Origin of the sequence: uncultured Dysgonomonas sp., assembly GCF_900079725.1 — a bacterium.
Taxonomy (GTDB): Bacteria; Bacteroidota; Bacteroidia; order Bacteroidales; family Dysgonomonadaceae; genus Dysgonomonas.
In genome coordinates this window covers 3,061,539-3,086,784 of record NZ_LT599032.1, presented here as the reverse complement: position 1 = coordinate 3,086,784, position 25,246 = coordinate 3,061,539, and the positions used below count along the sequence as shown (strand labels likewise).

The 25,246-nt window shown below is 41.0% G+C and carries 37 protein-coding genes; 2 read left to right on the top strand and 35 right to left on the bottom strand.

Features of this window, described 5'->3' with window-relative positions; genetic code table 11:
• Position 1: 1 nt before the first annotated feature.
• The 32 genes from rpsD to QZL88_RS12810 form a co-directional block, all read right to left on the bottom strand.
• Positions 2-610, bottom strand: coding sequence for a 30S ribosomal protein S4 (rpsD, locus tag QZL88_RS12965; RefSeq protein WP_006800235.1), 609 nt, complete (start codon positions 608-610; stop codon positions 2-4).
• 109 nt (positions 611-719) lie between these two features.
• Complete coding sequence (gene rpsK, locus QZL88_RS12960) at positions 720-1,109, bottom strand: 30S ribosomal protein S11 (RefSeq protein WP_006800236.1); 390 nt, start codon at positions 1,107-1,109, stop codon at positions 720-722.
• Positions 1,110-1,119: 10 nt separating this feature from the next.
• On the bottom strand, positions 1,120-1,500 hold the full coding sequence (gene rpsM, locus QZL88_RS12955) for a 30S ribosomal protein S13 (RefSeq protein ID WP_006800237.1): 381 nt from the start codon (positions 1,498-1,500) through the stop codon (positions 1,120-1,122).
• A gap of 33 nt (positions 1,501-1,533) precedes the next feature.
• Positions 1,534-1,650, bottom strand: a complete 117-nt coding sequence (gene ykgO / locus QZL88_RS12950; RefSeq protein WP_006800238.1) for a type B 50S ribosomal protein L36 — start codon at positions 1,648-1,650, stop codon at positions 1,534-1,536.
• Positions 1,651-1,661: 11 nt separating this feature from the next.
• Positions 1,662-1,880, bottom strand: a complete 219-nt coding sequence (infA, locus tag QZL88_RS12945; protein WP_006800239.1) for a translation initiation factor IF-1 — start codon at positions 1,878-1,880, stop codon at positions 1,662-1,664.
• Positions 1,881-1,898: 18 nt separating this feature from the next.
• Positions 1,899-2,699, bottom strand: coding sequence for a type I methionyl aminopeptidase (map, locus tag QZL88_RS12940; protein ID WP_296941755.1), 801 nt, complete (start codon positions 2,697-2,699; stop codon positions 1,899-1,901).
• Positions 2,700-2,710: 11 nt separating this feature from the next.
• On the bottom strand, positions 2,711-4,027 hold the full coding sequence (gene secY, locus QZL88_RS12935) for a preprotein translocase subunit SecY (RefSeq protein WP_006800241.1): 1,317 nt from the start codon (positions 4,025-4,027) through the stop codon (positions 2,711-2,713).
• A 1-nt stretch (position 4,028) separates the two neighbouring features.
• Positions 4,029-4,478: a 50S ribosomal protein L15 gene (gene rplO / locus QZL88_RS12930; RefSeq protein ID WP_296941753.1), complete on the bottom strand. Its 450-nt coding sequence runs from the start codon at positions 4,476-4,478 to the stop codon at positions 4,029-4,031.
• Positions 4,479-4,508: 30 nt separating this feature from the next.
• Positions 4,509-4,685: a 50S ribosomal protein L30 gene (gene rpmD / locus QZL88_RS12925; RefSeq protein ID WP_006800243.1), complete on the bottom strand. Its 177-nt coding sequence runs from the start codon at positions 4,683-4,685 to the stop codon at positions 4,509-4,511.
• A gap of 18 nt (positions 4,686-4,703) precedes the next feature.
• Positions 4,704-5,222 (bottom strand): 30S ribosomal protein S5, encoded by a 519-nt coding sequence (gene rpsE, locus QZL88_RS12920; RefSeq protein ID WP_006800244.1) that lies wholly within the window; start codon positions 5,220-5,222, stop codon positions 4,704-4,706.
• A 5-nt stretch (positions 5,223-5,227) separates the two neighbouring features.
• A complete protein-coding gene (gene rplR, locus QZL88_RS12915; protein WP_296941750.1) occupies positions 5,228-5,572 on the bottom strand; it encodes a 50S ribosomal protein L18 in 345 nt (114 codons plus the stop codon).
• 19 nt (positions 5,573-5,591) lie between these two features.
• The gene (gene rplF, locus QZL88_RS12910; protein ID WP_296941748.1) at positions 5,592-6,146 is read right to left on the bottom strand and encodes a 50S ribosomal protein L6; all 555 of its coding nucleotides are present in this window, start codon (positions 6,144-6,146) and stop codon (positions 5,592-5,594) included.
• Between the two features lie 22 nt (positions 6,147-6,168).
• Entirely contained in the window at positions 6,169-6,564 is a 396-nt protein-coding gene (gene rpsH, locus QZL88_RS12905) for a 30S ribosomal protein S8 (RefSeq protein WP_006800247.1), read from the bottom strand.
• Positions 6,565-6,692: 128 nt separating this feature from the next.
• Positions 6,693-6,962 carry a 30S ribosomal protein S14 gene (gene rpsN, locus QZL88_RS12900; RefSeq protein ID WP_044216278.1) on the bottom strand — a complete coding sequence of 90 codons (270 nt, stop codon included), beginning with the start codon at positions 6,960-6,962 and terminating at the stop codon, positions 6,693-6,695.
• A 1-nt stretch (position 6,963) separates the two neighbouring features.
• Complete coding sequence (rplE, locus tag QZL88_RS12895) at positions 6,964-7,527, bottom strand: 50S ribosomal protein L5 (RefSeq protein ID WP_006800249.1); 564 nt, start codon at positions 7,525-7,527, stop codon at positions 6,964-6,966.
• The gene (gene rplX, locus QZL88_RS12890) at positions 7,527-7,844 is read right to left on the bottom strand and encodes a 50S ribosomal protein L24 (protein WP_006800250.1); all 318 of its coding nucleotides are present in this window, start codon (positions 7,842-7,844) and stop codon (positions 7,527-7,529) included. Before rplX ends, rplE begins: the two co-directional genes overlap by 1 nt.
• 20 nt (positions 7,845-7,864) lie before the next feature.
• The gene (gene rplN / locus QZL88_RS12885) at positions 7,865-8,230 is read right to left on the bottom strand and encodes a 50S ribosomal protein L14 (protein WP_006800251.1); all 366 of its coding nucleotides are present in this window, start codon (positions 8,228-8,230) and stop codon (positions 7,865-7,867) included.
• A gap of 2 nt (positions 8,231-8,232) precedes the next feature.
• Positions 8,233-8,490 carry a 30S ribosomal protein S17 gene (gene rpsQ, locus QZL88_RS12880; protein WP_006800252.1) on the bottom strand — a complete coding sequence of 86 codons (258 nt, stop codon included), beginning with the start codon at positions 8,488-8,490 and terminating at the stop codon, positions 8,233-8,235.
• 6 nt (positions 8,491-8,496) lie between these two features.
• Complete coding sequence (rpmC, locus tag QZL88_RS12875; protein ID WP_296941741.1) at positions 8,497-8,694, bottom strand: 50S ribosomal protein L29; 198 nt, start codon at positions 8,692-8,694, stop codon at positions 8,497-8,499.
• Between the two features lie 5 nt (positions 8,695-8,699).
• Entirely contained in the window at positions 8,700-9,131 is a 432-nt protein-coding gene (gene rplP / locus QZL88_RS12870; protein WP_006800254.1) for a 50S ribosomal protein L16, read from the bottom strand.
• 22 nt (positions 9,132-9,153) lie between these two features.
• On the bottom strand, positions 9,154-9,912 hold the full coding sequence (gene rpsC, locus QZL88_RS12865) for a 30S ribosomal protein S3 (RefSeq protein WP_006800255.1): 759 nt from the start codon (positions 9,910-9,912) through the stop codon (positions 9,154-9,156).
• 6 nt (positions 9,913-9,918) lie between these two features.
• On the bottom strand, positions 9,919-10,326 hold the full coding sequence (rplV, locus tag QZL88_RS12860) for a 50S ribosomal protein L22 (RefSeq protein ID WP_006800256.1): 408 nt from the start codon (positions 10,324-10,326) through the stop codon (positions 9,919-9,921).
• Between the two features lie 45 nt (positions 10,327-10,371).
• On the bottom strand, positions 10,372-10,641 hold the full coding sequence (rpsS, locus tag QZL88_RS12855) for a 30S ribosomal protein S19 (RefSeq protein ID WP_006800257.1): 270 nt from the start codon (positions 10,639-10,641) through the stop codon (positions 10,372-10,374).
• Positions 10,642-10,663: 22 nt separating this feature from the next.
• Positions 10,664-11,488 (bottom strand): 50S ribosomal protein L2, encoded by an 825-nt coding sequence (rplB, locus tag QZL88_RS12850; protein ID WP_296941736.1) that lies wholly within the window; start codon positions 11,486-11,488, stop codon positions 10,664-10,666.
• A gap of 7 nt (positions 11,489-11,495) precedes the next feature.
• Positions 11,496-11,789: a 50S ribosomal protein L23 gene (rplW, locus tag QZL88_RS12845; RefSeq protein WP_006800259.1), complete on the bottom strand. Its 294-nt coding sequence runs from the start codon at positions 11,787-11,789 to the stop codon at positions 11,496-11,498.
• 10 nt (positions 11,790-11,799) lie between these two features.
• On the bottom strand, positions 11,800-12,429 hold the full coding sequence (rplD, locus tag QZL88_RS12840; protein ID WP_296941733.1) for a 50S ribosomal protein L4: 630 nt from the start codon (positions 12,427-12,429) through the stop codon (positions 11,800-11,802).
• On the bottom strand, positions 12,429-13,049 hold the full coding sequence (gene rplC / locus QZL88_RS12835; RefSeq protein WP_296941730.1) for a 50S ribosomal protein L3: 621 nt from the start codon (positions 13,047-13,049) through the stop codon (positions 12,429-12,431). Before rplC ends, rplD begins: the two co-directional genes overlap by 1 nt.
• A 38-nt stretch (positions 13,050-13,087) precedes the next feature.
• Positions 13,088-13,393, bottom strand: coding sequence for a 30S ribosomal protein S10 (gene rpsJ, locus QZL88_RS12830; RefSeq protein ID WP_006800262.1), 306 nt, complete (start codon positions 13,391-13,393; stop codon positions 13,088-13,090).
• A gap of 93 nt (positions 13,394-13,486) precedes the next feature.
• Positions 13,487-15,610: an elongation factor G gene (gene fusA / locus QZL88_RS12825; protein WP_296941727.1), complete on the bottom strand. Its 2,124-nt coding sequence runs from the start codon at positions 15,608-15,610 to the stop codon at positions 13,487-13,489.
• A 24-nt stretch (positions 15,611-15,634) separates the two neighbouring features.
• Positions 15,635-16,111 (bottom strand): 30S ribosomal protein S7, encoded by a 477-nt coding sequence (rpsG, locus tag QZL88_RS12820; RefSeq protein WP_006800264.1) that lies wholly within the window; start codon positions 16,109-16,111, stop codon positions 15,635-15,637.
• A gap of 163 nt (positions 16,112-16,274) precedes the next feature.
• Positions 16,275-16,697: a 30S ribosomal protein S12 gene (gene rpsL / locus QZL88_RS12815; RefSeq protein ID WP_006800265.1), complete on the bottom strand. Its 423-nt coding sequence runs from the start codon at positions 16,695-16,697 to the stop codon at positions 16,275-16,277.
• A gap of 375 nt (positions 16,698-17,072) precedes the next feature.
• A complete protein-coding gene (locus QZL88_RS12810) occupies positions 17,073-18,551 on the bottom strand; it encodes an aromatic hydrocarbon degradation protein (RefSeq protein ID WP_296941726.1) in 1,479 nt (492 codons plus the stop codon).
• Positions 18,552-18,935: 384 nt separating this feature from the next.
• On the opposite strand from QZL88_RS12810, the gene QZL88_RS12805 reads away from it, so the two are divergent.
• Positions 18,936-20,162, top strand: coding sequence for an MFS transporter (locus QZL88_RS12805; RefSeq protein WP_296941725.1), 1,227 nt, complete (start codon positions 18,936-18,938; stop codon positions 20,160-20,162).
• Between the two features lie 253 nt (positions 20,163-20,415).
• Positions 20,416-21,399: an alpha/beta hydrolase gene (locus QZL88_RS12800; protein WP_296941723.1), complete on the top strand. Its 984-nt coding sequence runs from the start codon at positions 20,416-20,418 to the stop codon at positions 21,397-21,399.
• Positions 21,400-21,460: 61 nt separating this feature from the next.
• Here the strand turns inward: QZL88_RS12800 and QZL88_RS12795 are convergent, their stop codons facing one another.
• The 3 genes from QZL88_RS12795 to QZL88_RS12785 form a co-directional block, all read right to left on the bottom strand.
• Complete coding sequence (locus tag QZL88_RS12795; RefSeq protein WP_006800269.1) at positions 21,461-22,015, bottom strand: NAD(P)H-dependent oxidoreductase; 555 nt, start codon at positions 22,013-22,015, stop codon at positions 21,461-21,463.
• A gap of 153 nt (positions 22,016-22,168) precedes the next feature.
• Positions 22,169-22,750 carry a DUF1444 family protein gene (locus QZL88_RS12790; RefSeq protein WP_296941720.1) on the bottom strand — a complete coding sequence of 194 codons (582 nt, stop codon included), beginning with the start codon at positions 22,748-22,750 and terminating at the stop codon, positions 22,169-22,171.
• A gap of 43 nt (positions 22,751-22,793) precedes the next feature.
• Positions 22,794-24,734 (bottom strand): NAD(+) synthase, encoded by a 1,941-nt coding sequence (locus QZL88_RS12785; RefSeq protein WP_296941718.1) that lies wholly within the window; start codon positions 24,732-24,734, stop codon positions 22,794-22,796.
• Positions 24,735-25,246 lie beyond the last annotated feature (512 nt).

Sequence of the window (25,246 nt, the reverse complement as noted above, 5' to 3'; positions counted from 1 at the left end):
ATTAATTTTTAGAATACAACTCTACGATCAACTGCTCTTTAATGTTTTCAGGGATATCTGCTCTCTCTGGCAGGTGAAGAAACTTACCTGTCATAGATGCTGCATCCCATTCGATCCAAGGGTATTTGCTATGGTTAAACCCAGACAATGCTTCGCTTACTACTTCGAGAGATTTTGATTTCTCACGAACTGCGATCAATTGTCCCGGTTTGATTGTATAAGACGGAATATTCACGACTGAGCCGTCAACAGTTATGTGACGGTGAGATACAAGCTGACGGGCAGCTGCTCTCGTAGGTGCTATTCCAAGACGGAAAACGATGTTATCCAATCTTGATTCCAACATTTGAAGCAACACTTCACCTGTGATACCACGTGATGAAAGTGCTTTGTCAAACATATTACGGAATTGTCTTTCAAGCACACCATATGTGTATTTTGCTTTTTGCTTTTCACGTAATTGAATACCGTACTCCGACGATTTTTTCTTCCTTCCGTTTCCGTGTTGTCCGGGAGGATAGTTCTTTTTAGAAAGAACTTTGTCAGGTCCGAATATTGGCTCTCCGAATTTACGGGCGATTTTTGATTTTGGTCCAGTATATCTTGCCATTTCTTTTCTAATTAATAATTGATGAAAGCTGAAATTGTGCAGCCGCGATTACAGAGAGGGTTAACTTGCAATCAAAATCACAATTTAAGTTCCAAATTTAAAATTTTGATTAAACTCTTCTGTGTTTTGGAGGACGACATCCATTGTGAGGAAGTGGAGTAACGTCAACGATTTCTGTCACTTCTATTCCTGCTGCATGGATAGTACGGATAGCAGACTCACGTCCGTTGCCCGGTCCTTTTACATACACTTTTACTTTTCTCAATCCTAAGTCAAATGCAACTTTAGCACAATCTGATGCTGCCATTTGAGCTGCGTACGGGGTGTTCTTCTTCGAACTTCTGAATCCCATTTTCCCTGCCGAAGACCAGCTGATTACCTGGCCATCGCTGTTTGTAATCGAAATAATGATATTGTTGAAAGAAGAATGTACATGAGCTTGTCCTGTAGCATCCACTTTAACGTTTCTCTTTTTCGCTGCGACTGTTTTCTTTGCCATATCAAATTAATTATTTTGTAGCTTTTTTCTTGTTAGCAACAGTTTTCTTTCTACCCTTACGTGTACGGGCATTATTTTTAGTACTCTGACCTCTCAAAGGTAGACCAATACGGTGACGGATACCTCTGTAACAGCCTATATCCATCAATCGCTTGATATTAAGCTGTACTTCCGAACGCAAGTCCCCTTCTACTTTAAACTGGGCAGCGATGATTTCACGCACTTTACCTGCCTGATCATCATTCCAGTCTTTTACTTTGACATCTTTGTCTATTCCTGCTTCAGCAAGGATTTTGTTAGCAGAACTACGTCCGATACCATAAATGTATGTCAAGGCTATTTCGCCTCTTTTATTTTGTGGTAAATCGACACCAACTATTCTTATTGCCATATATTTTTTCGATTAATTTGCAAAATTAATAAATTATCCCTGACGTTGTTTGTACTTAGGATTTTTTTTGTTAATAACGTATAAGCGTCCTTTTCTTCTGACAATTTTGCAATCAGCAGTACGCTTCTTCAATGATGCTCTTACTTTCATATGTTTGTTTTTTATTTGTATCTGAATGAAATCCGTCCTTTTGATAAATCATAGGGTGACATTTCCACACGTACTCTATCTCCCGGAAGTATTTTGATATAGTGCATACGCATCTTTCCTGAGATGTGCGCTGTTATTTCATGTCCGTTTTCAAGTTCGACACGAAACATCGCGTTTGATAGTGCTTCTACGATCACTCCGTCTTGTTCTATTGCTGCCTGTTTAGCCATATATATAATAAAAGGTTTTTAAATTGCGTTATTTCCTAAAACAGCTTCTACAAATTCAAATGTTGATAAAATATCAGCTTTACCCTGACGAATAGCCACAGTATGCTCGAAGTGGGCCGAAGGTTTACGATCACGGGTTCTGATAGTCCAACCATCGCTTTCGAAAACAACATTCTTGCTTCCCATGTTAATCATCGGCTCTATTGCTATACACATCCCCTTTTTAAGTAAGGGACCTGTACCCCGTCTGCCATAGTTAGGAACTTCAGGTGCTTCATGCATCTTACGCCCTATACCATGTCCTACCAGTTCACGAACGACCGAATAACCACGCTTCTCACAATATGTCTGAACGGCATCACCGATATCGCCTATGCGATTACCATCTACTGCCTTTTCTATTCCTTTATAAAGTGCTTCTTTCGTTGCCCTGAGCAAAGCCTTCACGTCTTCGGCAACTTCTCCTACGCAAAATGTGTAGGCCGAATCGCCGCAAAATCCGTTTTTCTCCGTACCACAATCGACAGAAATAATATCACCGTCTTTAAGAACATAGTCTGTTGGAAATCCATGCACAACCTGTTCATTAACTGAAGCACAAATCGCACCCGGGAAATCCACAGCGCCCGGAGCACCCTTATATCCCAAGAAGGAAGGTCTGGCTCCATGATCCTGTATAAATTCTTTCGCAATTTTATCTAATTGAGCCGGAGTGATACCCGGTTTTATATGCTTTGCCATTTCGCCCAAGGTCATACCTACAAGGCGATTGGCTTCGCGCATCAATTCGATCTCTTCGTCTGTTTTCAGAAATATCATTTATAACCTCCTTAATATGCTGCAATTGAACCAGAACGACCTTTGATTCTTCCCGATTTCAATAAACCGTCATAATGTCTCATCAACAAGTGACTTTCGATCTGCTGTAATGTATCCAACACAACCCCAACAAGGATTAACAATGATGTTCCTCCAAAGAATTGTGAAAATTCACGACTCACACCAAAGTAGCTGGCAAACGCAGGAAGAATAGCAACCATAGCCAGGAACAATGATCCTGGGAATGTTATACGAGACATAATAGAATCGATATAATCTGCTGTTTTCTTCCCAGGCTTGATACCCGGTATAAATCCGTTATTACGTTTCAGTTCATCAGCCATCTGCACAGGGTTTATAGTCACAGCTGTGTAGAACCATGTGAAAGCAATGATTAGGAATGCAAACACAACATTGTATGCTACACTGGTATGATCCATAAATGAACCCCAGAATCCGCCTTTTTCGGTAGAGAATCCCGCAATAGAGATAGGCACAAACATAATTGCCTGAGCAAAGATGATCGGCATCACGTTAGCAGCATTAACCTTCAATGGTATATACTGACGTGCACCTCCATATTGTTTGTTTCCTACAACTCTTTTTGCATATTGTACTGGTATACGGCGTGTACCTTGTACCAACAGAATTGCACCGCAAATAATAAGTAACAAGAACACAATCTCTGCAAGGAACATTACCAATCCGCCTCCCTGGCTTGCCAGACGTGAAGAAAATTCACCGATAAGCGCATGTGGCAGACGGGCTATAATACCCACCAAAATGATGAAAGAGACTCCGTTTCCGATACCTTTATCTGTAATGCGCTCTCCTAACCAAAGAACAAACATACTACCTCCGGCCAAAATAATGGTTGAAGGAATAAGAAATTCCCATGAAGTAGGAGCTGCTGCACCCAACGCACCCAACAGGTAAGCCGGCCCCTGGAATAGGAGAATAGCTACTGTCAGATAACGTGTGTACTGGTTCATTTTGGTACGCCCGCTTTCTCCTTCACGTTGTAGCTTTTGGAAATATGGCACAGCCATACCCAACAACTGCATAACGATAGAAGCAGAGATATAAGGCATAATACCCAATGCAAAAATTGATGCATTAGCAAATGCACCTCCCGAGAACATGTTCAATATGTCCAGAATACCCCCTGAAGTCTTAGCCTGAAGGGCATTAAGAGCTTCCGGGTCTACTCCTGGCAGAACGATATGAACTCCGAAGCGATAGATCACCACGAAAAAGAAGGTAATCATGAGTCTTTTTCTAAGATCCTCAATCTTCCATATATTTTCCAGTGTTTTTACTAATCCCATCTTACTTCAGTTTAGTTACTGTTCCACCTATTGCTTGAATTGCAGCTTCTGCTGTTTTTGAGAAAGCGTGAGCTTCAACATCTACCTTTGTAGTGATGGCTCCGTTTCCTAATATTTTCACTAATTGATTGGAAGAAATAAAGCCTGCATCGATCAATGTCTGAATATCGATTTTAGCAAGGTTCTTAGTTTCTGCCAAACGTTGCAATACATCCAGATTGATAGCTTTGTATTCTACTCGGTTTATGTTTTTAAATCCGAATTTAGGCAAACGGCGTTGGATAGGCATCTGCCCTCCTTCAAATCCGATCTTCTTAGAATAACCTGATCTGGACTTAGCTCCTTTATGACCTCTTGTGGAAGTGCCACCTAATCCTGAACCCGTACCACGTCCGATTCTTTTTCCGGTTTTAGTTGATCCTTCAGCAGGTCTCAAATTTGATAAACTCATATTTTTATATTTTTTATCTTATAAACTAAATTACTCTACAATAGTAACCAAATGGTGTACTTTGTTGATCATCCCTCTGATAGCAGGTGTATCTTCATGTTCTACTACACGGTTCAACTTTTTCAGCCCAAGAGCGTCTAAAGTTAATTTTTGGTCTTTCGGACACTTGATTCTGCTCTTAACTTGTTTAACTTTAATCTTTGCCATAATAATTTTCTTTGCAAATTAACCTTTAAACACTTTTTCCATAGAAATACCTCTGTTCTGAGCTACAGTGTATGCATCTCTCAGCTCGCCTAAAGCTTCGATAGTAGCCTTCACAAGGTTGTGAGGGTTTGACGAACCTTTCGATTTTGCCAATACGTCTGTTACACCTACACTCTCTAGCACGGCACGCATCGCACCCCCTGCTTTCACCCCTGTACCGGGAGCAGCCGGACGAATAAGTACTTCAGATCCTCCAAAACGGGCAACTTGCTCGTGAGGTACTGTTCCTTTAAGTACCGGAACTTTGATAAGGTTTTTCTTAGCAGCTTCAACTCCTTTAGCTATAGCTGTCGTTACTTCACCAGCTTTACCAAGACCCCAGCCTACTATACCATCTTCATTTCCTACCACTACGATAGCAGCGAAACTGAATGTACGTCCCCCTTTTGTCACTTTAGTAACACGGTTGATCGCAACTAGCCTGTCTTTTAATTCGATATCGTTGGTCGATTTTACTCTATTGTTAACTCCTGCCATGTCTATTAAAATTTAAGTCCACCGTTACGGGCAGCATCTGCCAATTCTTTAATTCTACCATGGTACAGGTAACCGTTACGGTCAAATACCACAGTTGTTACACCAGCTTCCTGAGCACTCTTAGCAATTAGTTCGCCAACTTTCGCAGCTATTTCTTTTTTAGGAGCTTTGTCTGCTATTTTAAGAGACGAAGCTGCTGCCAAAGTCTTACCTGTAAGATCGTCGATAACTTGCGCATATATTTGCTTGTTGCTTCTGAACACTGTCAGACGCGGACGTTCGGTAGTTCCTGAGATCTTTCCGCGTACGCGTAATTTTATTTTATTTCTTTTATCTGTCTTTGTTGCCATGATTACTACAGTTTATGATTTATTTACCTGCGGTTTTACCAGACTTGCGACGGATAACTTCACCTACAAAGCGTATACCTTTACCTTTATAAGGTTCCGGTTTACGGAATGAGCGAATTTTCGAGCAAACCTGACCGATCAGTTGTTTATCACAAGATTCTAAAATGATTAGCGGGTTCTTGTTTCTCTCCGATTTTGTTTCAAGGCTTACTTCTTTCGGCAACATCAAAAAGATGTTGTGAGTATAACCTAATGAAAGTTCCAAGATCTGACCGTTGTTTGACGCACGGTAACCAACCCCTACTAATTCCAATTCTTTGCGATATCCTTCAGAAACTCCAACAATCATGTTGTTGATCAACGATCTGTACAATCCATGTAAAGAACGGTGAGCTTTTTCATCAGATGGACGTGTTACTGACAACACACCATTTTCAACAGAGACTTTGATATCCGGATTAACTTCTTGCGATAGTTCTCCTTTTGGTCCTTTTACTGTAACTAAATTATCCTTGCCAACAGTAATGTTTACTCCGGCCGGAAGATTTATGGGTAATTTTCCTATTCTTGACATAACTTTACTATCCTCCCCTTAATTAATAAACATAACACATTACTTCGCCGCCGACTTTCAGCTCGCGAGCTTCTTTGTCTGTCATCACTCCTTTTGAGGTAGATACTACAGCTATACCCAGTCCGTTAAGGACACGAGGCAAATCTTTATACCCTACATATTTACGAAGACCTGGAGACGAAACACGGATTAATTTCTTAATCGCGTTCACTTTATTTACAGGATCGTATTTCAAAGCTATTTTGATAGAGCCTTGAGGTCCTTCTTCTACAAACTTATAGTTAAGTATGTAGCCTTTTTCCAAGAGAATTTTTGTAATCTCTTTTTTCAAATTTGACGCCGGAATTTCTACAACTCTGTGTCCAGCCATGATGGCGTTTCTTACACGCGTCAAATAATCTGCTATTGGATCTGTCATGATTAAATTGATTTAAATTAATCCCGACTGTCGGGACAATATTTAAAAACTGTTTTTATAATAAAAGAGTGAAAAATGAAGAATGAACGCATCAATTCATAATTCTTCATTTATCATTCTTTGTCTTTTTACCAACTTGCTTTTTTCACTCCCGGTATCAAACCTTTAGAAGCCATTTCCCTGAATTGGATACGGGAAATTCCGAACTGGCGGATAAAGCCTTTCGGACGACCAGTGAGGCTGCAACGGTTGTGCAGGCGTACTGGTGAAGCATTCTTAGGTAGAGCTTGCAGCGCTTCGTAATCGCCTTCGGCTTTGAGTTGCGCTCTCTTAGCTGCATATTTAGCAACCATCTTAGCTCTTTTCACCTCACGAGCTTTCATTGATTCTTTTGCCATCTTATATCAATTCTTTTTTTGCGTTCTTAAATGGTAATCCGAACTCTCTCAGCAGGGCATACCCTTCTTCATCCGTTTTCGCGGAAGTTACAAAGGTAATATTCATTCCCAAAATACGACTAATATTGTCGATATTAATTTCAGGGAAGATGATTTGCTCCTGGATACCTAATGTATAATTTCCTCTTCCATCAAGCTTGCTTTCGATACCTTTGAAGTCGCGGATACGAGGCAATGCTACACGTACAAGTCTTTCAAGAAACTCATACATTCTGTCGTGGCGAAGTGTAACCATCACACCGATAGGCATTTTCTTACGCAACTTGAAGTTTGAGATGTCTTTCTTAGAGTATGTCGCTACTGCTTTTTGTCCGGTGATAGTTGTGATTTCGTTAATCGCTGTTTCGATTATTTTCTTATCGGCAACTGCTATACCAAGACCCTGGTTGATTACTATTTTCTTCAATACAGGAACCTGCATTGATGATTTATAACCGAATTCTTTCATCAAAGAAGCTACAATACGGTCTTTATAATCTGTTCTAAGAGTTGTTGTATTGCTCATTATTTAATTTCCTCCCCTGATTTTTTAGCGTAACGTACTAGCTTTCCATTCACTTCTTTACGACCAATACGTGTAGGTTTTCCCGATTTAGGATCTACTACGTTAAGGTTTGAGATATGAATAGCAGCTTCTTTTTTCTCTATTCCCCCCTGAGGGCTTTTAGCGTTAGGCTTAGTAGATTTGGATACCATGTTCAGGCCTTCAACGATAGCGCGGTTCTTTTCAACCAACACTTTCAGCACGCGGCCGGTTTTACCTTTGTCGACACCGGTATTCACATAAACTATATCGCCTTTTTTGATATGTAATTTACTCATTGCTTTTTTAGTTTTATGGATTATAGTACCTCTGGTGCCAACGAAACGATTTTCATATTAGTTGCGCGGAGTTCGCGGGCAACTGGTCCGAAAATACGGCTTCCTCTGATTTCACCTGCTGCGTTTAGCAATACACAAGCATTGTCATCGAAACGGATATAAGAACCGTCTACACGGCGGATTTCTTTTTTTGTACGCACGATGATAGCTTTTGTTACAGCACCTTTCTTAATATCACTCGAAGGGATTACATTCTTGATAGCAACCACAATCACATCCCCTACAGACGCATAACGTCTTCTTGTACCGCCTAATACGCGGATACATAAGCATTCTCTAGCTCCACTGTTATCAGTAACTACTAGTCTTGATTCTTGTTGTATCATAATTATTTAGCCCTTTCGATTATTTCGATTAATCTCCATCTTTTAGTTTTACTCAACGGACGAGTTTCCATGATGCGCACTGTGTCGCCGATGTTACACTCGTTCTTTTCGTCGTGAGCATGATATTTCTTCGTTTTGTTAACGAATTTTCCATAAATAGGGTGTTTTTCTTTCCATTTTACAGCTACTGTGATGGTTTTGTCCATCTTGTTGCTGAAAACGACCCCGAATCTTTCTTTTCTTAAATTTCTCGTTTCCATCAGCTCTTATTTATTTTTTAGTTCTCTGTGGCGGATCTCTGTTAAGAAACGTGCGATATCGCGACGTTTTTCTTTAATCTTAGTCGGAGCATCCAATGGAGATACACTGTGGTTTAACACCAATTGGTTTAATGCTATTCTTTCAGCATCTAATCTTTCTTTCAATTCTTTGTCCGAAAGTTCTCTTACTTCTGCAATTTTCATACTTCTTAAGCGTTTTGAGTTAAGTCATAATCTCTGCGAACTATAAATTTAGTAGTCACAGGAAGCTTTTGTGCTGCAAGGCGCAATGCTTCTTTTGCCACATCATAAGATACTCCTTCGATTTCGAATAGTATTCTACCAGGTGTAACCGGTGCAACGAACCCTTCAGGAGATCCCTTACCTTTACCCATGCGGACTTCGGCAGGTTTCTTAGTGATTGGTTTGTCAGGGAAAATTCTAACCCAAACTTGTCCTTGACGCTGCATGTAACGAGTTACTGCAATACGAGCCGCTTCTATCTGGCGCCCTGTAATCCATTTGTTTTCCAGGGTTTTGATGCCAAACGAACCGAAAGCCAGTTCATGCCCTCTCTGAGCATTACCTTTCATACGACCTTTTTGCTGTCTTCTGAATTTTGTTTTCTTCGGTTGTAACATTTTACTTCAAACGTTTTTTTAATTACTTTCTCTTATTTCTCTTGAAACCTTTTCCCTGTTCTCTGTCGCCTCTATCGTTACGACGGTCACCGCCACCTCTGTTGTTAGAGTGGCCACCATCTTTAGACGCAACAAATGAAGGTGCAAGGTCTTTCTTGCCGTAAACTTCTCCACGGCAAATCCATACTTTGATACCTATCAAACCAACTTTTGTCAATGCTTCGGCATGTGCATAGTCGATATCGGCACGGAATGTATGAAGTGGAGTACGTCCTTCTTTATACATTTCAGAACGAGCCATTTCCGCTCCGTTCAAACGGCCTGATATCTGTATTTTGATGCCTTCGGCACCCATTCTGATTGTAGAAGCGATAGCCATTTTAATAGCACGGCGGTAAGCGATTTTGCCTTCCACCTGACGTGCTACGTTGTTAGCTACGATAACTGCATCCAGTTCAGGTTTTTTGATTTCGAAAATATTGATTTGAATATCTTTATCTGTAATTTTCTTCAACTCTTCTTTCAGTTTGTCTACTTCCTGTCCGCCTTTACCGATAATGATACCCGGACGTGCTGTACAAACTGTAATAGTTACAAGTTTTAGTGTTCTTTCGATAACGATACGCGATACACTAGCTTTAGCTAGACGGGCATTCAGATATTTACGGATTTTGCTGTCTTCCAACAGTGTGTTGCCGTAATTTTTGCCTCCATACCAGTTAGAGTCCCATCCTCTGATGATTCCTAAACGATTTGCTATTGGATTTACTTTTTGTCCCATCTGCTATTAATTTTGATTTTCTTTATTTAGTGTATCTACGTGAAGGGTCACATGGTTTGAACGCTTACGTATTCTGTAACCTCTTCCCTGTGGAGCAGGACGCATTCTTTTCAGCATTGCGCCACCATCTACGTTTATCAATGATACAAATAGCTCACCATTTTCTGCTTTACGTTCATTTTTAGCTTCCCAGTTTGCGATAGCTGAACGCAATAGTTTTTCTAATCTGGCAGCAGCTTCTTTATTTGAGTATTTCAATACACCAAGCGCTCTGAATGCCTCCATTCCACGAATCATGTCAGCCACAAGGCGCATTTTACGTGGTGAAGTCGGTACATCGTTCAACTTGGCAAAAGAAATGGTTTTTTGAGCTTCCTTTCTTTTTTCAGCTGTTATTCTTTTTCTAGCACCCATTATTTTAATGTTTTCTTTTAATTAATTTATTGGCTTCTGCTCCAATTATTTTTTCTTGTTACCTCCGTGTCCACGGAATGTACGTGTGAGGGAGAATTCTCCTAATTTATGTCCTACCATATTTTCTGTCACATATACCGGAATGAATTTGTTTCCGTTGTGAACAGCAATAGTGTGACCTACAAAGTCAGGAGAGATCATTGAAGCCCTTGCCCATGTCTTAACTACAGCTTTTTTACCTGACTCATTCATGGCCAAGACTTTTTTCTCAAGCTTAACATTAATATACGGGCCTTTTTTTAACGAACGACTCATAATTTCTTAATTAATCAGGTTATTATTTCTTTCTTCTTTCGATTATGTACTTAGAAGAATGTTTCTTAGGAGCTCTAGTCTTAAGACCCTTAGAATACAATCCTTTACGTGATCTTGGGTGTCCTCCCGAAGCGCGACCTTCACCACCACCCATTGGGTGATCGACTGGGTTCATTACAACACCACGGTTGCGAGGGCGACGTCCAAGCCAGCGAGAGCGTCCGGCTTTACCTGATTTTTCAAGAGCATGATCTGAATTACCTACACTACCTATAGTAGCTTTACAAGCCAATAGGATTTTGCGTGTTTCGCCCGAAGGCATTCTGATGATAGCATAGTCTCCTTCGCGAGAAGTTAACTGTGCAAATCCACCTGCCGAACGAACCATTTTAGCTCCTTGTCCGGGACGTAATTCAATGTTATGAATAACTGTACCAATTGGAATCTTTGCCAGCGGCAATGTATTTCCAACTTCAGGAGCAGCTTCGGCTCCTGACATCACTGTCTGACCTACTACCAATCCCTGAGGAGCCAGAATATATGTTTTTGCTCCGTCAGCGTAATATAACAATGCGATACGAGCCGAACGGTTCGGATCGTATTCTATCGATTTTACAGTGGCTGGTATTCCGTCTTTTGTTCTCTTGAAGTCGATTAGCCTCAATTGTCTTTTGTGACCACCACCAAGATAACGCATTGTCATCTTTCCTTGGTTGTTACGGCCACCTGACGCTTTTTTACCGACTACAAGGGATTTTTCTGGTACACTTGCAGTGATTTCTTCGAATGTACCAATAATTTTGTGTCTTTGCCCCGGTGTTGTGGGCTTTAATTTACGTACTGCCATTTTTTATTTAGATATTACTAAAAAAGTCTATACTCTCACCTTGTTTAAGGGTGATTATCGCTTTCTTGAAAGCTGAAGTTTTACCACTGATTACACCTGCTTTAGTGTAGCGGCTTTTACGTTTTCCGTCGTATTTGATTGTGTTCACTGACTCAACCGTTACGCCGTAAAGTTCTTCTATCGCTTTCTTAATCTCCACTTTGTTTGCATCTGGAGCAACACGAAAACCATAACGATTCGGGAATTTCTCCGAAATCGCAGTTTGTTTTTCTGTTAATATTGGTTTAATTATAATTCCCATAGTATCCTCCTTATGCTTTTAAAAGGTTATCTATAACAGCAACCGATGACTCAGCCAATACCAGACTTGAACAGTTAAGTATTGAGTAAGTATTTAAATCAGAAGCTTTTACAACTTTTACTCTTTCCAAATTACGAGCCGACAAATATACGTTTTTATTTTGGTCTGGCAAAACTAGAAGTATCTTTTTATCAGCCACTTGCAAATTTTTAGTCAATGCTACGAAATCCTTAGTCTTAGGAGCATCGAAAGAGAAGTCTTCAACTACTACGATCTGGTTTTCTTTTGCTTTGGTAGCAAGAGCAGATTTACGTGCAAGTTGTTTTACTTTCTTATTTAATTTGAAGCTGTAATCTCTTGGCTTTGGGCCGAATACACGAGCACCACCAACCAATATCGGAGAGTTGATATCACCGCGACGTGCACCACCTCCACCTTTCTGGCGGATCAATTTGCGCGTACTTCCCGACATTTCACTTCTTTCTTTAGACTTGTGAGTACCCTGACGTTGGTTTGCCAGGTATTGTTTCACATCTAACCAAAGAACGTGTTCGTTAGGTTCAATGCCATAAATAGCATCGTTCAACGCTATTTTTTTGCCGGTATCTTTACCGTTTTTATCTAATATACTCAGTTCCATTATCTTTCTATTCTAACGATTGAACCTTTACTTCCCGGAATCGAACCTTTTACTAATAAAAGATTGTGTTCTGGGATTATCTTTATAATCACGAGGTTTTGTACTGTAACTTGCTTGTTACCCATCTGTCCTCCCATGCGAGTTCCTTTGAATACTTTCGCAGGATACGAACATGCACCGATAGAACCCGGAGCGCGAAGACGGTTATGTTGTCCCAAAGTAGCCTGTCCGACCCCACCGAAATTGTGGCGTTTAACAACCCCTTGGAATCCTTTACCTTTCGATACTCCAATTACATCCACAAAAGGATCGTCTAATGAGAACATCCCGTCCACAGTTATAACGTCTCCCAATTTGTACTTCTCTTCGTACTTGAACTCGGCCAAGTGTCTTTGAGGAGCTACTCCAGCTTTTTTAAAGTGACCTGCTTGCGGCTTAGCTGTATGTTTGTCTTTCTTTTCGACAAAGCCTATCTGCACAGCCTCATAGCCATCTTTCTCGGTCTCTTTAACCTGAGTAACAACACAAGGACCCACTTCGATAACAGTGCATGGAATATTTTTTCCCTCGGCACTGAAAACGGATGTCATTCCGATTTTTTTTCCTAATAATCCTGGCATTTCTCTAAATTATTTATTTAAACTAGTATAAAAATTCATCAAACTTTGATTTCAACTTCAACGCCACTTGGCAACTCAAGTTTCATTAGCGCATCTACTGTTTTAGCTGTTGAGCTGTAGATGTCGATCAGTCTTTTATAAGAAGACAGTTCGAATTGCTCGCGAGACTTCTTGTTAACGAAAGTTGAACGGTTCACAGTAAATATACGTTTGTGAGTTGGTAACGGAATTGGACCGCTTACTACTGCACCTGTTGCTTTTACTGTTTTAACGATTTTCTCGGCAGATTTATCTACCAGCATGTAATCGTAAGATTTTAGTTTAATTCTAATTTTTTGACTCATTGTCTGTTTTTAATTAGTTATTCAAAAATTTATTATATAAAATAGATTCAGACTGCGATTAAGAGTCATTTACTAATCGCAGTCTGCATTTTATTATTTAATCAGATCGACACGTCCTTTAACATCGGTCAATACCTGGCGTGCAATCGAAGGAGATACTACTTCGTAGTGAGAGAATGTCATTGCTGATGTTGCTCTACCTGATGTAATTGTTCTCAATGATGTTACATAACCAAACATTTCTGCCAAAGGCACTTTCGCTTTCACGATACGTGCACCCGAACGGCTCGATTCCATACCTTCTACTTGTCCGCGGCGCTTGTTCAAGTCGGAAATCACATCACCCATACTTTCTTCCGGAGTTACAACCTCCAGTTTCATAATAGGCTCTTGTAATACCGGAGCTGCTTTTTCACAAGCATTCTTGAATGCAAACTTAGCACAAAGTTCGAATGACAACTGGTCAGAGTCCACTGTGTGGTATGAACCGTCTACAAGGACTACTTTCAGTTTATCAAGAGCATATCCGGCAAGTACACCATTCTTCATAGCTGCAAGGAAACCTTTTTGTACAGAAGGGATAAATTCTTTAGGAACGTTACCACCCTTCACTTCATCGATGAATTGTAGTTCACCTTCGAAGCCTGCATCTGTAGGACCAACTTTAACAATGATATCGGCAAACTTACCACGACCTCCGGATTGTTTCTTATAAACTTCGCGAAGTTCTACTGTCTGAGAGATTGCTTCTTTATAAGATACCTGAGGGCGTCCCTGGTTACATTCTACCTTGAACTCACGTTTCAGACGGTCAATGATGATTTCCAGGTGAAGCTCACCCATACCTTCGATGATTGTCTGACCTGAGTCTTCATCGGTATGTACACGGAATGTCGGATCTTCTTCTGATAGTTTAGCTAGACCATTAGAAAGCTTATCCACATCCTTTTGAGTGATAGGTTCGATTGCGATTCCGATAACCGGCTCTGGGAAGTCCATAGACTCCAGAACAATCGGGTTATTTTCATCACACAATGTATCACCTGTACGGATATCTTTAAACCCTACACCTGCGCCTATATCACCACAACCAATTACATCCTTAGGATTTTGTTTGTTTGAGTGCATCTGGAACAGACGTGAAATACGTTCTTTTTTCTCAGAACGGGTATTATATACATAAGAACCGGCAGCTAACTCTCCCGAGTATACACGGAAGAAGCACAAACGGCCTACAAACGGGTCAGTAGCGATCTTAAATGCTAAGGCACACATAGGTTCGTCCGGACTAGGGTGACGTACGATTGTATTTCCGTTTCTAGGGTCTGTACCTTCGATAGCTAATGTATCGATAGGGCTAGGAAGGAATTTACATACGCCGTCCAATAATGGTTGTACACCTTTATTCTTAAATGAAGAACCGCAAAACATCGGGTTGATCTGCATAGAAAGAGTTCCGATACGAAGTGCTGCAAGGATTTCATCTTCAGTAATAGAAGAAGGATCATCGAAGAATTTCTCCATCAACGTTTCATCACATTCGGCAGCTTTTTCCAACATTTTTTCTCTCCACTCCTGAGCTTCAGCCAAGTACTCTGCCGGAATTTCATCCAGTTCGTAGTCAGCACCCATAGTTTCGTCGTGCCAGTACATCGCCTTCATTTTCACTAAGTCGACGATTCCTTTGAAGTTTTCTTCTGCACCGATAGGTATCTGTACCGGACATGGATTTCCGTTCAGCATTTCTTTTATCTGGCGAACTACTTCAAAAAAGTCTGCACCTGAACGGTCCATCTTGTTCACATAACACATACGAGGCACATCGTATTTGTCAGCCTGACGCCACACTGTTTCCGATTGAGGCTCCACCCCACTTACGGCATCGTAAGCAGCAATAGCTCCGTCAAGGATACGAAGTGAACGTTCTACCTCTACTGTAAAGTCAACGTGTCCGGGAGTATCTATAAGGTTGATTTTAAACACCTCATTGTTATACTTCCAGCTCGCTGTAGTAGCAGCAGATGTGATGGTGATACCACGCTCCTGTTCTTGCTCCATCCAGTCCATAGTGGCAGCGCCATCATGCACCTCACCAATCTTATGAGTAAGACCTGTGTAGAACAAAATACGTTCGGAGGTAGTGGTTTTACCGGCATCAATGTGAGCCATGATGCCTATATTTCTTGTATTTCTTAAATTGTCGATAATTTTTGCCATCGGTTTATAGCTCTTTCCTTTTTGTTAAAATCTGAAATGAGCGAAAGCACGGTTAGCCTCAGCCATTTTGTGCATATCCTCTTTTCTTTTATATGCGCCTCCTTGGCCATTGAATGCATCTGTAATTTCAGCGCCTAATTTATCAGCCATAGTCTTTCCACCTCTCTTGCGAGCATACAGGATAAGATTTTTCATACAGATTGATTCTTTGCGGTCAGGGCGAATTTCGGTAGGAACCTGAAATGTTGCACCACCTACACGGCGAGACTTCACTTCTACTTGCGGAGTTACATTATCTAATGCTGCTTTCCATATCTCAAGAGCAGACTTTTCTTCGTTTGGTAATTTTTTCTTTACAATTTCTAATGCTGTATAGAAAATATCGAACGCAGTCGATTTTTTACCATCGTACATCAAGTGGTTAACAAACTTTGTAACCTTTACATCACCGAAAACAGGATCCGGGAGGATCTGTCTTTTCTTTGGTTTTGCCTTTCTCATTGTTTACTTAAAAAATTTTGTTTTTGTTTTTGGTTGCCAATTTTCTGATGTCTTCAACGGTTCCGCCGAACCATTTACTCAACCCATGTATAGCCTATCCAATAAACTTAAACCGTTTTAATACTTAATTAAAAATCTCGGTTAAAGGGATTGCCTCAAGGGATTATTTTTTCTTACCCCCTTTAGCTGGTGCACCTTTAGCTGGCGCTGCTCCCGGTTTAGGACGTTTTGCTCCGTACTTAGAGCGACGTTGTGTACGACCGTTAACACCGGCTGTATCCAATGTTCCGCGAACAATGTGATAACGAACACCCGGAAGGTCTTTCACACGGCCACCTCTAACAAGTACAATCGAGTGCTCCTGCAAGTTATGTCCTTCTCCAGGAATATAAGCATTCACCTCTTTTGTGTTTGTTAAGCGCACACGTGCCACTTTACGCATCGCTGAGTTAGGTTTCTTAGGAGTAGTTGTGTACACACGGATACAAACACCTCTGCGTTGAGGGCAAGAATCCAATGCACGGGATTTACTCTTTTCAACCAAAACAGTACGTCCTTTTCTTACTAATTGTTGAATCGTAGGCATCTTGTTTTAATCTTTAGAACTTTAAATTCAATTTTTATTATACATTTTACTTTATCGAACAATACAATAAACAGAAGCTATTTCAATGACAATCAAATATTTGCCACCAAAACAAGCCTCTTTTCACGCTTTATTCGGGTTGCAAATGTAGACATAATCAGTAAGATACACAAATAATTACAAAAAAAAATAAGAAAATACCAATGAATAAACTTATTAGTCTCAGCGAATTAGTTATCCCCCTTTAATTCATTTCCGTTCCGATTATTTTATTAAGTTGATTTATCTGCTATAGTCAATATAAAAAAAGCAGGAAAGATCAAAATCCTTCCTGCTCCTATATTATTAATATATTATTTCGATATATGTCTTACCTTAAAATGAAATATCCACTCCTGCAGCAAACACCTTATTGGTACGCGCGAATACATCCTTACCGACGCCTTCATTCAGATAATTATAATTATCCCAATTTTTCTCATAATCAGAGTATGTAGTCCAGAAATAACCGACATTAATCTTCACGTTCTTAGCTACGTTAACCGCTCCACCTAAACCAATAGAATAAGAGTTACAAGAGAAGCTCAGGTCTGTCTGGTATCCGTCAGTTACACCATAACGGGTTATTTGTCCTCCGGCACTAACCAGAAACATGCGGTCTATCTGATACTCAATACCGGCAAGATATTCATTTGTCCCTCCATTAATAAAGTTTTGCTTTTCAATTTTTTCCGACGTATTTGCAGGATTTGTAACTGTTGCCATACCTGCATCCGAATCGAAGAAATGGTGATAACCCACACTCGCCAATAGCTTCGGTGTTATCTGATACGAAACCCCTACTGTATATAGCGCAGGTATGTCATGAGCTGTATTTACCCCATCCTTAAACTGTCCGGTATCATCACGTTTTGTTTTATTTTCTACATTAAGTGCAGTTTTGAACTCATACTTCATACCAATATTCAGATTCTTATAGTTGAAGTTAAATCCTAATATCGGAGATATTCCCCAACCCGACTGGGAAGATTCAAGGTACATATCAGAAGTTTTGGCAGCAAGGCCTTCCAGCGTTGGTTTATACTGTGCCGGAAGGGCAGGATTCTGTGCCAGCCCGTTAAAATACTCGGGTGCAGAAACCATCGCACCTGTTCCCAAAGCAGGAACATTGGATGTAGGATTTATCATAATATTCCTCAAATGTCCTTCATATTTGTTATTCACAATATTAAGACGAAAACCTGCATATGCAGAAAACATATCGTTTATTTCGTAAGATCCTCCGATTTGCGCACCATATATAAATGACGAGCCTCTCATATATGCATCTACGGAATACTGATTCGCAGTCAACGTAGCACCAGGCATTACCTGCCCCACTACGGCTCCCAACTGATTAACAGCCCCGGGCAATACAGCCAGCTGCGCTTCGAAAGAAGGAAGGCCTCTGTCAAATGTGGCTTTACCACCACCACCGGTAACCGCGATATTTCCGGAAAGCACCCATTTACCTGTTTTATAGGCAGCCTGTATACTTGGTATGATAGGCGCTGATGCTGTACCTTCAAATTCTTTTGTTGCACTGCCGCCAAAACCGGCGAAAGGCGCAAAGGTAGAAGTAATAGTTCTGGTCTGGAAAGCACTTTGATTAGTAAATGAAAAATGGAATCCGTCATTTAGCTTCACCAAACCAGCGGGATTTGTATATGCAGCATCAATCTGAAGTGATGCATCACGGGCAACCATTCTGATAAAGTGGGCACTTTGATTGGTATTAGTCAATATACCTCCTGCAAAAATAAAAGAGGCCTGACATAGAGATAAAATGGTTATCAGTAGAGATTTTTTGTTCATTATTAATAAAATTAGTTAAATGAGGGGACAAAGATATGAGTATTATATTAGTTTCAAAAGAAACTACGTTAAAAATACAACTTTATCTTACTGATAATCAAATATTTGTTGTCTATGCAACTATATTAGATATCTAATATCTTGACTCAATAACATTTACATTCAAGAAAAAAATGTACCTTTGCAACACTAAAAAAATACTACAATGAGACTCGTACGTCTTTTCACCATTCTCTATCACTGAGGGATTCCTCATTCCTCGCAATCCTTAATTTTAATTAAGGCAAAATCCATTTTCACATACATTTGTTTAATATACAACAAATCGCAGATATACACCGGTTTGTTTAACACACAGCTCTTTATATCAGAGCAAATATATTTATGAATAATTGGAAAAGAACATTCATTATCATATGGTCGGGACAGTTTTTCTCTACACTGACCAGTTCTATAGTAGGCTTCGCAGTTGTTTTCTGGCTTAGTATAAAAACAGGTTCACCCGAAGTCCTGGCCTCTGCCATGATTGCCGTGCTGCTCCCTTTTATTATCCTCGGCTTGTTCACAGGGGTATATGTAGACCGCTGGGACAGAAAACGCACAATGATACTAGCAGATAGCTTCGTCGCTCTCTGTTCGGCAGCATTAGGCGTCCTTTTTTATCTGGAAATGACCCCGTTGTGGCTCATCTATCTTCTGCTGGCATTACGTTCGGCAGGTAGCGCCTTCCATATGCCCGCCATGCAGGCATCCGTCCCATTGTTGGCTCCCGAAAGCGAATTGATGCGCATTGCGGGGATAAATCAGATGATACAGTCTATCAGCAATATTGCAGGCCCGGCACTGGGAGCTGTACTTATATCATTCCTCAGCATGACTTATGTAATGATGTTTGATGTCTTAGGTGCGGCAATAGCTTGTACATCATTACTATTTGTCAAAATACCGAATCCTGAAAAGAAAGAAGACATCGAACCTAATGTATGGCTGGAAGTGAAAGAGGGAATCAGACACCTGTTCATGAACAGGGGAATCACCTATCTTATGGTTTCGGTAATAGGAATTACATTCTTTATAGTACCTATCGCCGCTCTTTATCCATTAATGACAACGAGTTACTTCGGTGGAAATGCCTACCAGATGGGACTGGTAGAAACAGCATGGGGTATCGGCATGCTGGTAGGGGGAGCAGTTCTCAGCCTCAAATTTATGAAAACCGCAAATAAGGTTTTAAGTATGAACATTGTAGCTATGGGGCTGGGTATAACATACTGGGCTATGGGTATATTGCCTACATCAGGCTTTGCCTTATTTGTCATACTAACTGCCCTCAGCGGGATAGCAGGCTCCATATACTGGAGCTCCTTTACGGTAATCCTGCAAACTAAAATAGATCCGGCCGCACTGGGTCGTGTATTTTCCATATATGACAGTGTGAGCCTGTTACCAACTATACCGGGATTGCTTGCCACCGGATTCATCGCCGAAAGAATAGGCTTACTCAATGCGTTCATCATAGCAGGGGTGGCAACACTTGCCATTGGCGTAATAGCCAGTTTCGTACCAGCAATAAAAACACTGGGGCATTCAACAAAGGGCGTGAAAGAATAATCGTTTGAAGCTTATCTCATCCGTCATCTATTAAGCATCTTGATATTGAATATAGATAACTACAATTTCAACTGTCACATAATTATATAAATAGGAATGATTTACAATAAATAAACATCACATTATCTGTCCGTTAAATTAACGTAATTAAATCGTCTCTTTAGCGGAATCATAAAACTAATAGTCGCAAGTAAATGTTGTAATTGAATACAAAAGTTTACTTCACATAATTAACCCCTTAATTATATTGGCTATGAGTAATGATATAAAAAAGCCTCTTAACTATCTGGAGGACCCACACCTTAGTAAGAAAACCAAAGCTTTTCTTAAAGTATTGAATGCTGCCGACAAGCCAGTAGAATCGCTACCTGTACCCGATGCCCGCAATGTACTGGTACAAGCACAGGCTTCTGTAAAGGTAGACTTGTCGGGAACCGACGAATCGGAAAAGACAATCACAGCCGACGGATACACGATCAAGTTGAACATCGTACGTCCAAAGGGAGTAAAGGATAAGCTGCCCGTGTTCATCTTTATTCATGGCGGAGGATGGGTATTAGGCGATTATCCGACACACCAGCGCCTGGTACGCGATTTGGTGGTAGAATCAGGATACGCTTCCGTCTTTGTAAACTATTCACTATCACCAGAAGCTAAATTTCCGCAGGCAGTCAACGAAGTGTATGCTGCAACAAAGTGGGTTGCAACCCACGGCGATGAAATTAATGTAGACGGAAAACGACTGGCTGTGGTAGGGAACAGTGCCGGAGGAAACATGGCTACTGTGACAACCATCAAGGCTAAAGAGAATAACGAACCCCATATCAAAGTACAGATACTTCTATGGCCTGTCACCGATGCAAGCACCGATTATGAGTCATTCAAACTGTATGGTAAAGAGAGGTTCCTCACAACATCCCTCCTCGACTGGATGGCAGGGCAGTATATCTCAAAACCTGAAGATGCCAAGAGTATCTATATGTCACCGCTATTAGCATCGATAGAACAACTTAAAGGCTTGCCACCTACCCTCATAGAAGTCGCCGAAAACGATATACTGAGGGATGAAGGTGAAGCCTATGGGCGGAAACTCGATGAAGCCGGAGTGGATGTAACCACCGTAAGGTTCAATAGTGCGATCCATGACTGGGGCATGCTCAACGGATTAGCCGATACGCCGGAAACAAAAGCCCTGATCCTATTGTCCGCAGCGACACTGAAAAAATACCTGAAATAAAAGATTCATATATTATATCTAAACGGCTGTTCAGATTGAACAGCCGTTTTTCTTATCCAGATCACCAGATCTCCTGCGAGGTCTGTATAAATTGATTCACGATAGTCTTATATTGCTCTACTCCGATGGAAATATTCTTAGCAGAGTTAGGCGTCCCTATTCCATATACAACCAGAGGCGTCTTCCATACCATGCCTGCATATGTAGCCCCAGCCTGATAGGGGCGCAAAAGCTCATCGACGGAAAAACCTATTTTGCCTCCGCTCCTGTACGCCTCCTGATTCCATCCGGTCGTAGTGACTACCATAAACGGTTTACCCGCAATAGCAGGAGTCTTGGCTAAAGAATTCATCACTTCGTCTTGCCACTCTTTTAGTTTGGCGGGCGCAGACATCCAATAGAAAGGAAATTGAAAAATGACAAATGATGCTTTGGCCATGATATTCGCCCAATCCGTAACTGTATATTCCTTATCGCCATATAAGTTGTACAGATCTACATCGACAGGGTTATAAACGGCATCCAGCAAGGCTTTATTTGCTTCCGATTCGTTCCAGTCAGGGTGTGCCAATAGAATGACAACCTTATTCTTTTCATTTCTGTTTTCCAGTTCCATGTGTGATTTTTTTTAGAATTAGAATGCGAAGTTCTCCTTCTACAAATATACATTTTTTTTCAATAGTGTTATCTTCAATGGAATATTTGATTAAAAATTTTGCATTACCTGTAAACCTTGCTTATATTCTTCATTGGCAAACCTTTACCGATCCTACGCAGAAGCAACTACCTCCCAGCCGCTCTCTCCCCGCTTATAGATATGCCTCACCATAAGTCCCTGCGCATTTTCATCTTCATCAAACAATCTTTTTATCAGATTGCTCAAGCGTTCTATAGCATCCGGATTACTCTTAGGGGCAACATAAAGTACATCACGGGCAGGCACAGCTACATAAAGCTCTCCTCCCACTACCGACTCTATTTGCGACCATATATCATTCCATATCAGCATTGCCGCTTCATAGTTACCTCCGTTTGTTATCATCAGCACATCGGCAGGTTCACCGTGCGCCTGAATATTATCGGCGATCTCGTCTATCATATTCTCTAATGCGGCTTCATGCAACATCTCTATAGTCAGTTCTTCAGACAAATCACGATTAGGTACAAACTGGTAATGTGTACCCATATCCAAAGCATAGGATATAGTGAGGTTTTGCGCAAAGGGCTTCATTACCGGACTATCTTCCTCCGTGAGTGTAATGGTTTTGCCGTCCTGCATTTCTAATGTTACAGGATCATCATTGGAGTACGTTTCCTTCAATCGGGGAAATACTTTTTTCAAATCAATCATGGTAGTTTTATTTTAAGGTCTTTATCATAAATACGCGAACAAATCAACGCAATGTATCCAACTGCTTCATCCACAAAGTCACTGCGGCATCGCTCGGCATACGCCAGTCGCCACGAGGCGATAGGTTTACCGAACCCACTTTTGGCCCATCGGGCAGGCACGAGCGTTTAAATTGCTGGGAGAAGAACCGCCAGAAAAATGTCCGGAGCCATTTCAGTATCACTTCATTATCATACTGTCCCTCGAAAGCATGCTTTGCAAGATAATAGATCTTAGCCGGTGAAAATCCGAAACGAAGTACATAATACAAAAAGAAATCGTGCAGAATATAAGGCCCTACCACATCTTCTGTTTTCTGTACTATTGTTCCATCCGCCGCCGCAGGCAGCAATTCGGGACTGACAGGTGTATCCACCACATCTTCCAAAATTATTTTCGAACCTCTATCCATTTGTGTTTCAGCAACCCATGATACCAGAGTACGCACCAGTGTTTTCGGAACACCTGTATTTACAGCATACATAGACATATGGTCTCCATTGTAAGTACACCAGCCCAGGGCGAGTTCAGAGAGGTCGCCTGTACCGATAACCAAACCATTCACCTTATTGGCATAATCCATCAGTATCTGTGTACGTTCCCGCGCCTGTGAATTTTCGTACGTTATATCATGTACACCTGCATCATGCTCTATATCTTTGAAATGCTGAACAACCGCATCTTTAATCGATATCTCTTTAATAGTAACACCTAACGACTGCATCAGCTTTATGGCATTAGTGTAAGTACGGTCGGTAGTTCCGAAACCAGGCATCGTGATACCATAGATACCTTCGCGGGACAAGTTCAGTTTATCAAATGTCTTCACCAATACCAGTAAGGCAAGGGTAGAATCGAGTCCGCCCGATACGCCTATCACAGCAGTCTTACTATTCACATGGAGCATTCTTTTTGCCAAACCACCCACTTGTATAGAGAAGATCTCATCACAACGCTCGTTGAGTGTTGCATCCAGCGTAGGCACAAATGGAGTCGGAGAAATATAGCGGTTAAGTGCAAATTCTTTTCCCTCCTTATTCATATCTATGTCGATCTCTCCGAATTGTATATTATCCAATACACTGTATTCAGACAAAGAGAACGACTTGTTTCTCAGCCTGTCATTCCTCAACCGTTCTACATCTATATCTGCCGTTATGAGCTGACTGTCGAACGAAAAACGCTCTGCTTCGGCAAGCAAAGATCCGTTCTCGGCAATAAGACTACTACCTGCAAAAATAATATCGGTAGTAGATTCTCCCGCTCCGGCTGCCGCATACACATATCCGGCAATGCAACGAGCCGATTGCTGACTCACCAGAGCTTTGCGATAACCATGCTTACCTGTAGTCTCATTACTGGCCGACAGGTTAAATATAAGTTCTGCCCCGCTCAACGCTGCCGCGCATGATGGAGGAATCGGTGTCCACAAGTCTTCACATATTTCTATTGCAAAGCTGAATCCGGACATCTTGAATATCAAATTAATACCGAGAGGCACGCACTGTCCGCAGAGGGATACCGACTGCGCTTTCAATTCCTCTGAGGACGAGAACCAACGTTTTTCGTAAAACTCATTATAATTGGGAAGGAAAGTTTTCGGTACTGCTCCATGAATATACCCGGCAGCGACAACTACTGCCATATTATAAAGCCTGCCCGATATTTCGACAGGCGCACCGACAATGACTGTCACCGGCAAGTCGCGTGTAGCATCACATATCCGTTGCAGCGATTTCTCCGCTTCTTCGAGGAGCAGCCTTTGCAGGAACAGGTCGCCGCAAGTATAGGCGGTGATACCCAGTTCGGGAAATACAATGACCGAAACACCCTTACTCTGCGCTTCATTTATTTGTTTAAGTATCTCGTCTGTATTATAATCACAATCAGCAACCTTTAGCGAAGGGCTGGCTGCCGCAACGCGGACAAATCCGTAGTTATTCATATAAGTAATGTATTTTTACAATCACAAACTTACAAAAGTTTTTTTATGTTGTTTATTAGTTTCTTTAGCTTTTAACCAATAGACATTAGCAACTTAGATCTTGTTTACTTATAACTCTTTCAAAAAAGTTGACAAAGTTGACACTTTTTACAGATTTTTCATCTGCTACTTTTTTCAATAAGTCTTCGTCACTACACATACTCTGTAATTAAAAGACCATCCGCAAAGATGCCAAGGCACAAAAAGTAACAAAGGTTACAGTGTTTTAGTTAACAGTCATCAGTTAGCAACTTGTATCTCGCGTCTTATCTACTCGTATCTCATCTGGCTGCAACTCTCAATTGTTAAAAAGTAACACATGTAACACCTTTTGCTATTTTTCGTAGGGGTACCCTTGTGGGTACCTGCCTTTTCCAATACCGGGCAACCACAAGGGATTGCCCCTACAGCTTCCGAAAAGGTAACACATGTAACAACTTTTACAGTAAACAGTCAACAGTTAACAACTTGTA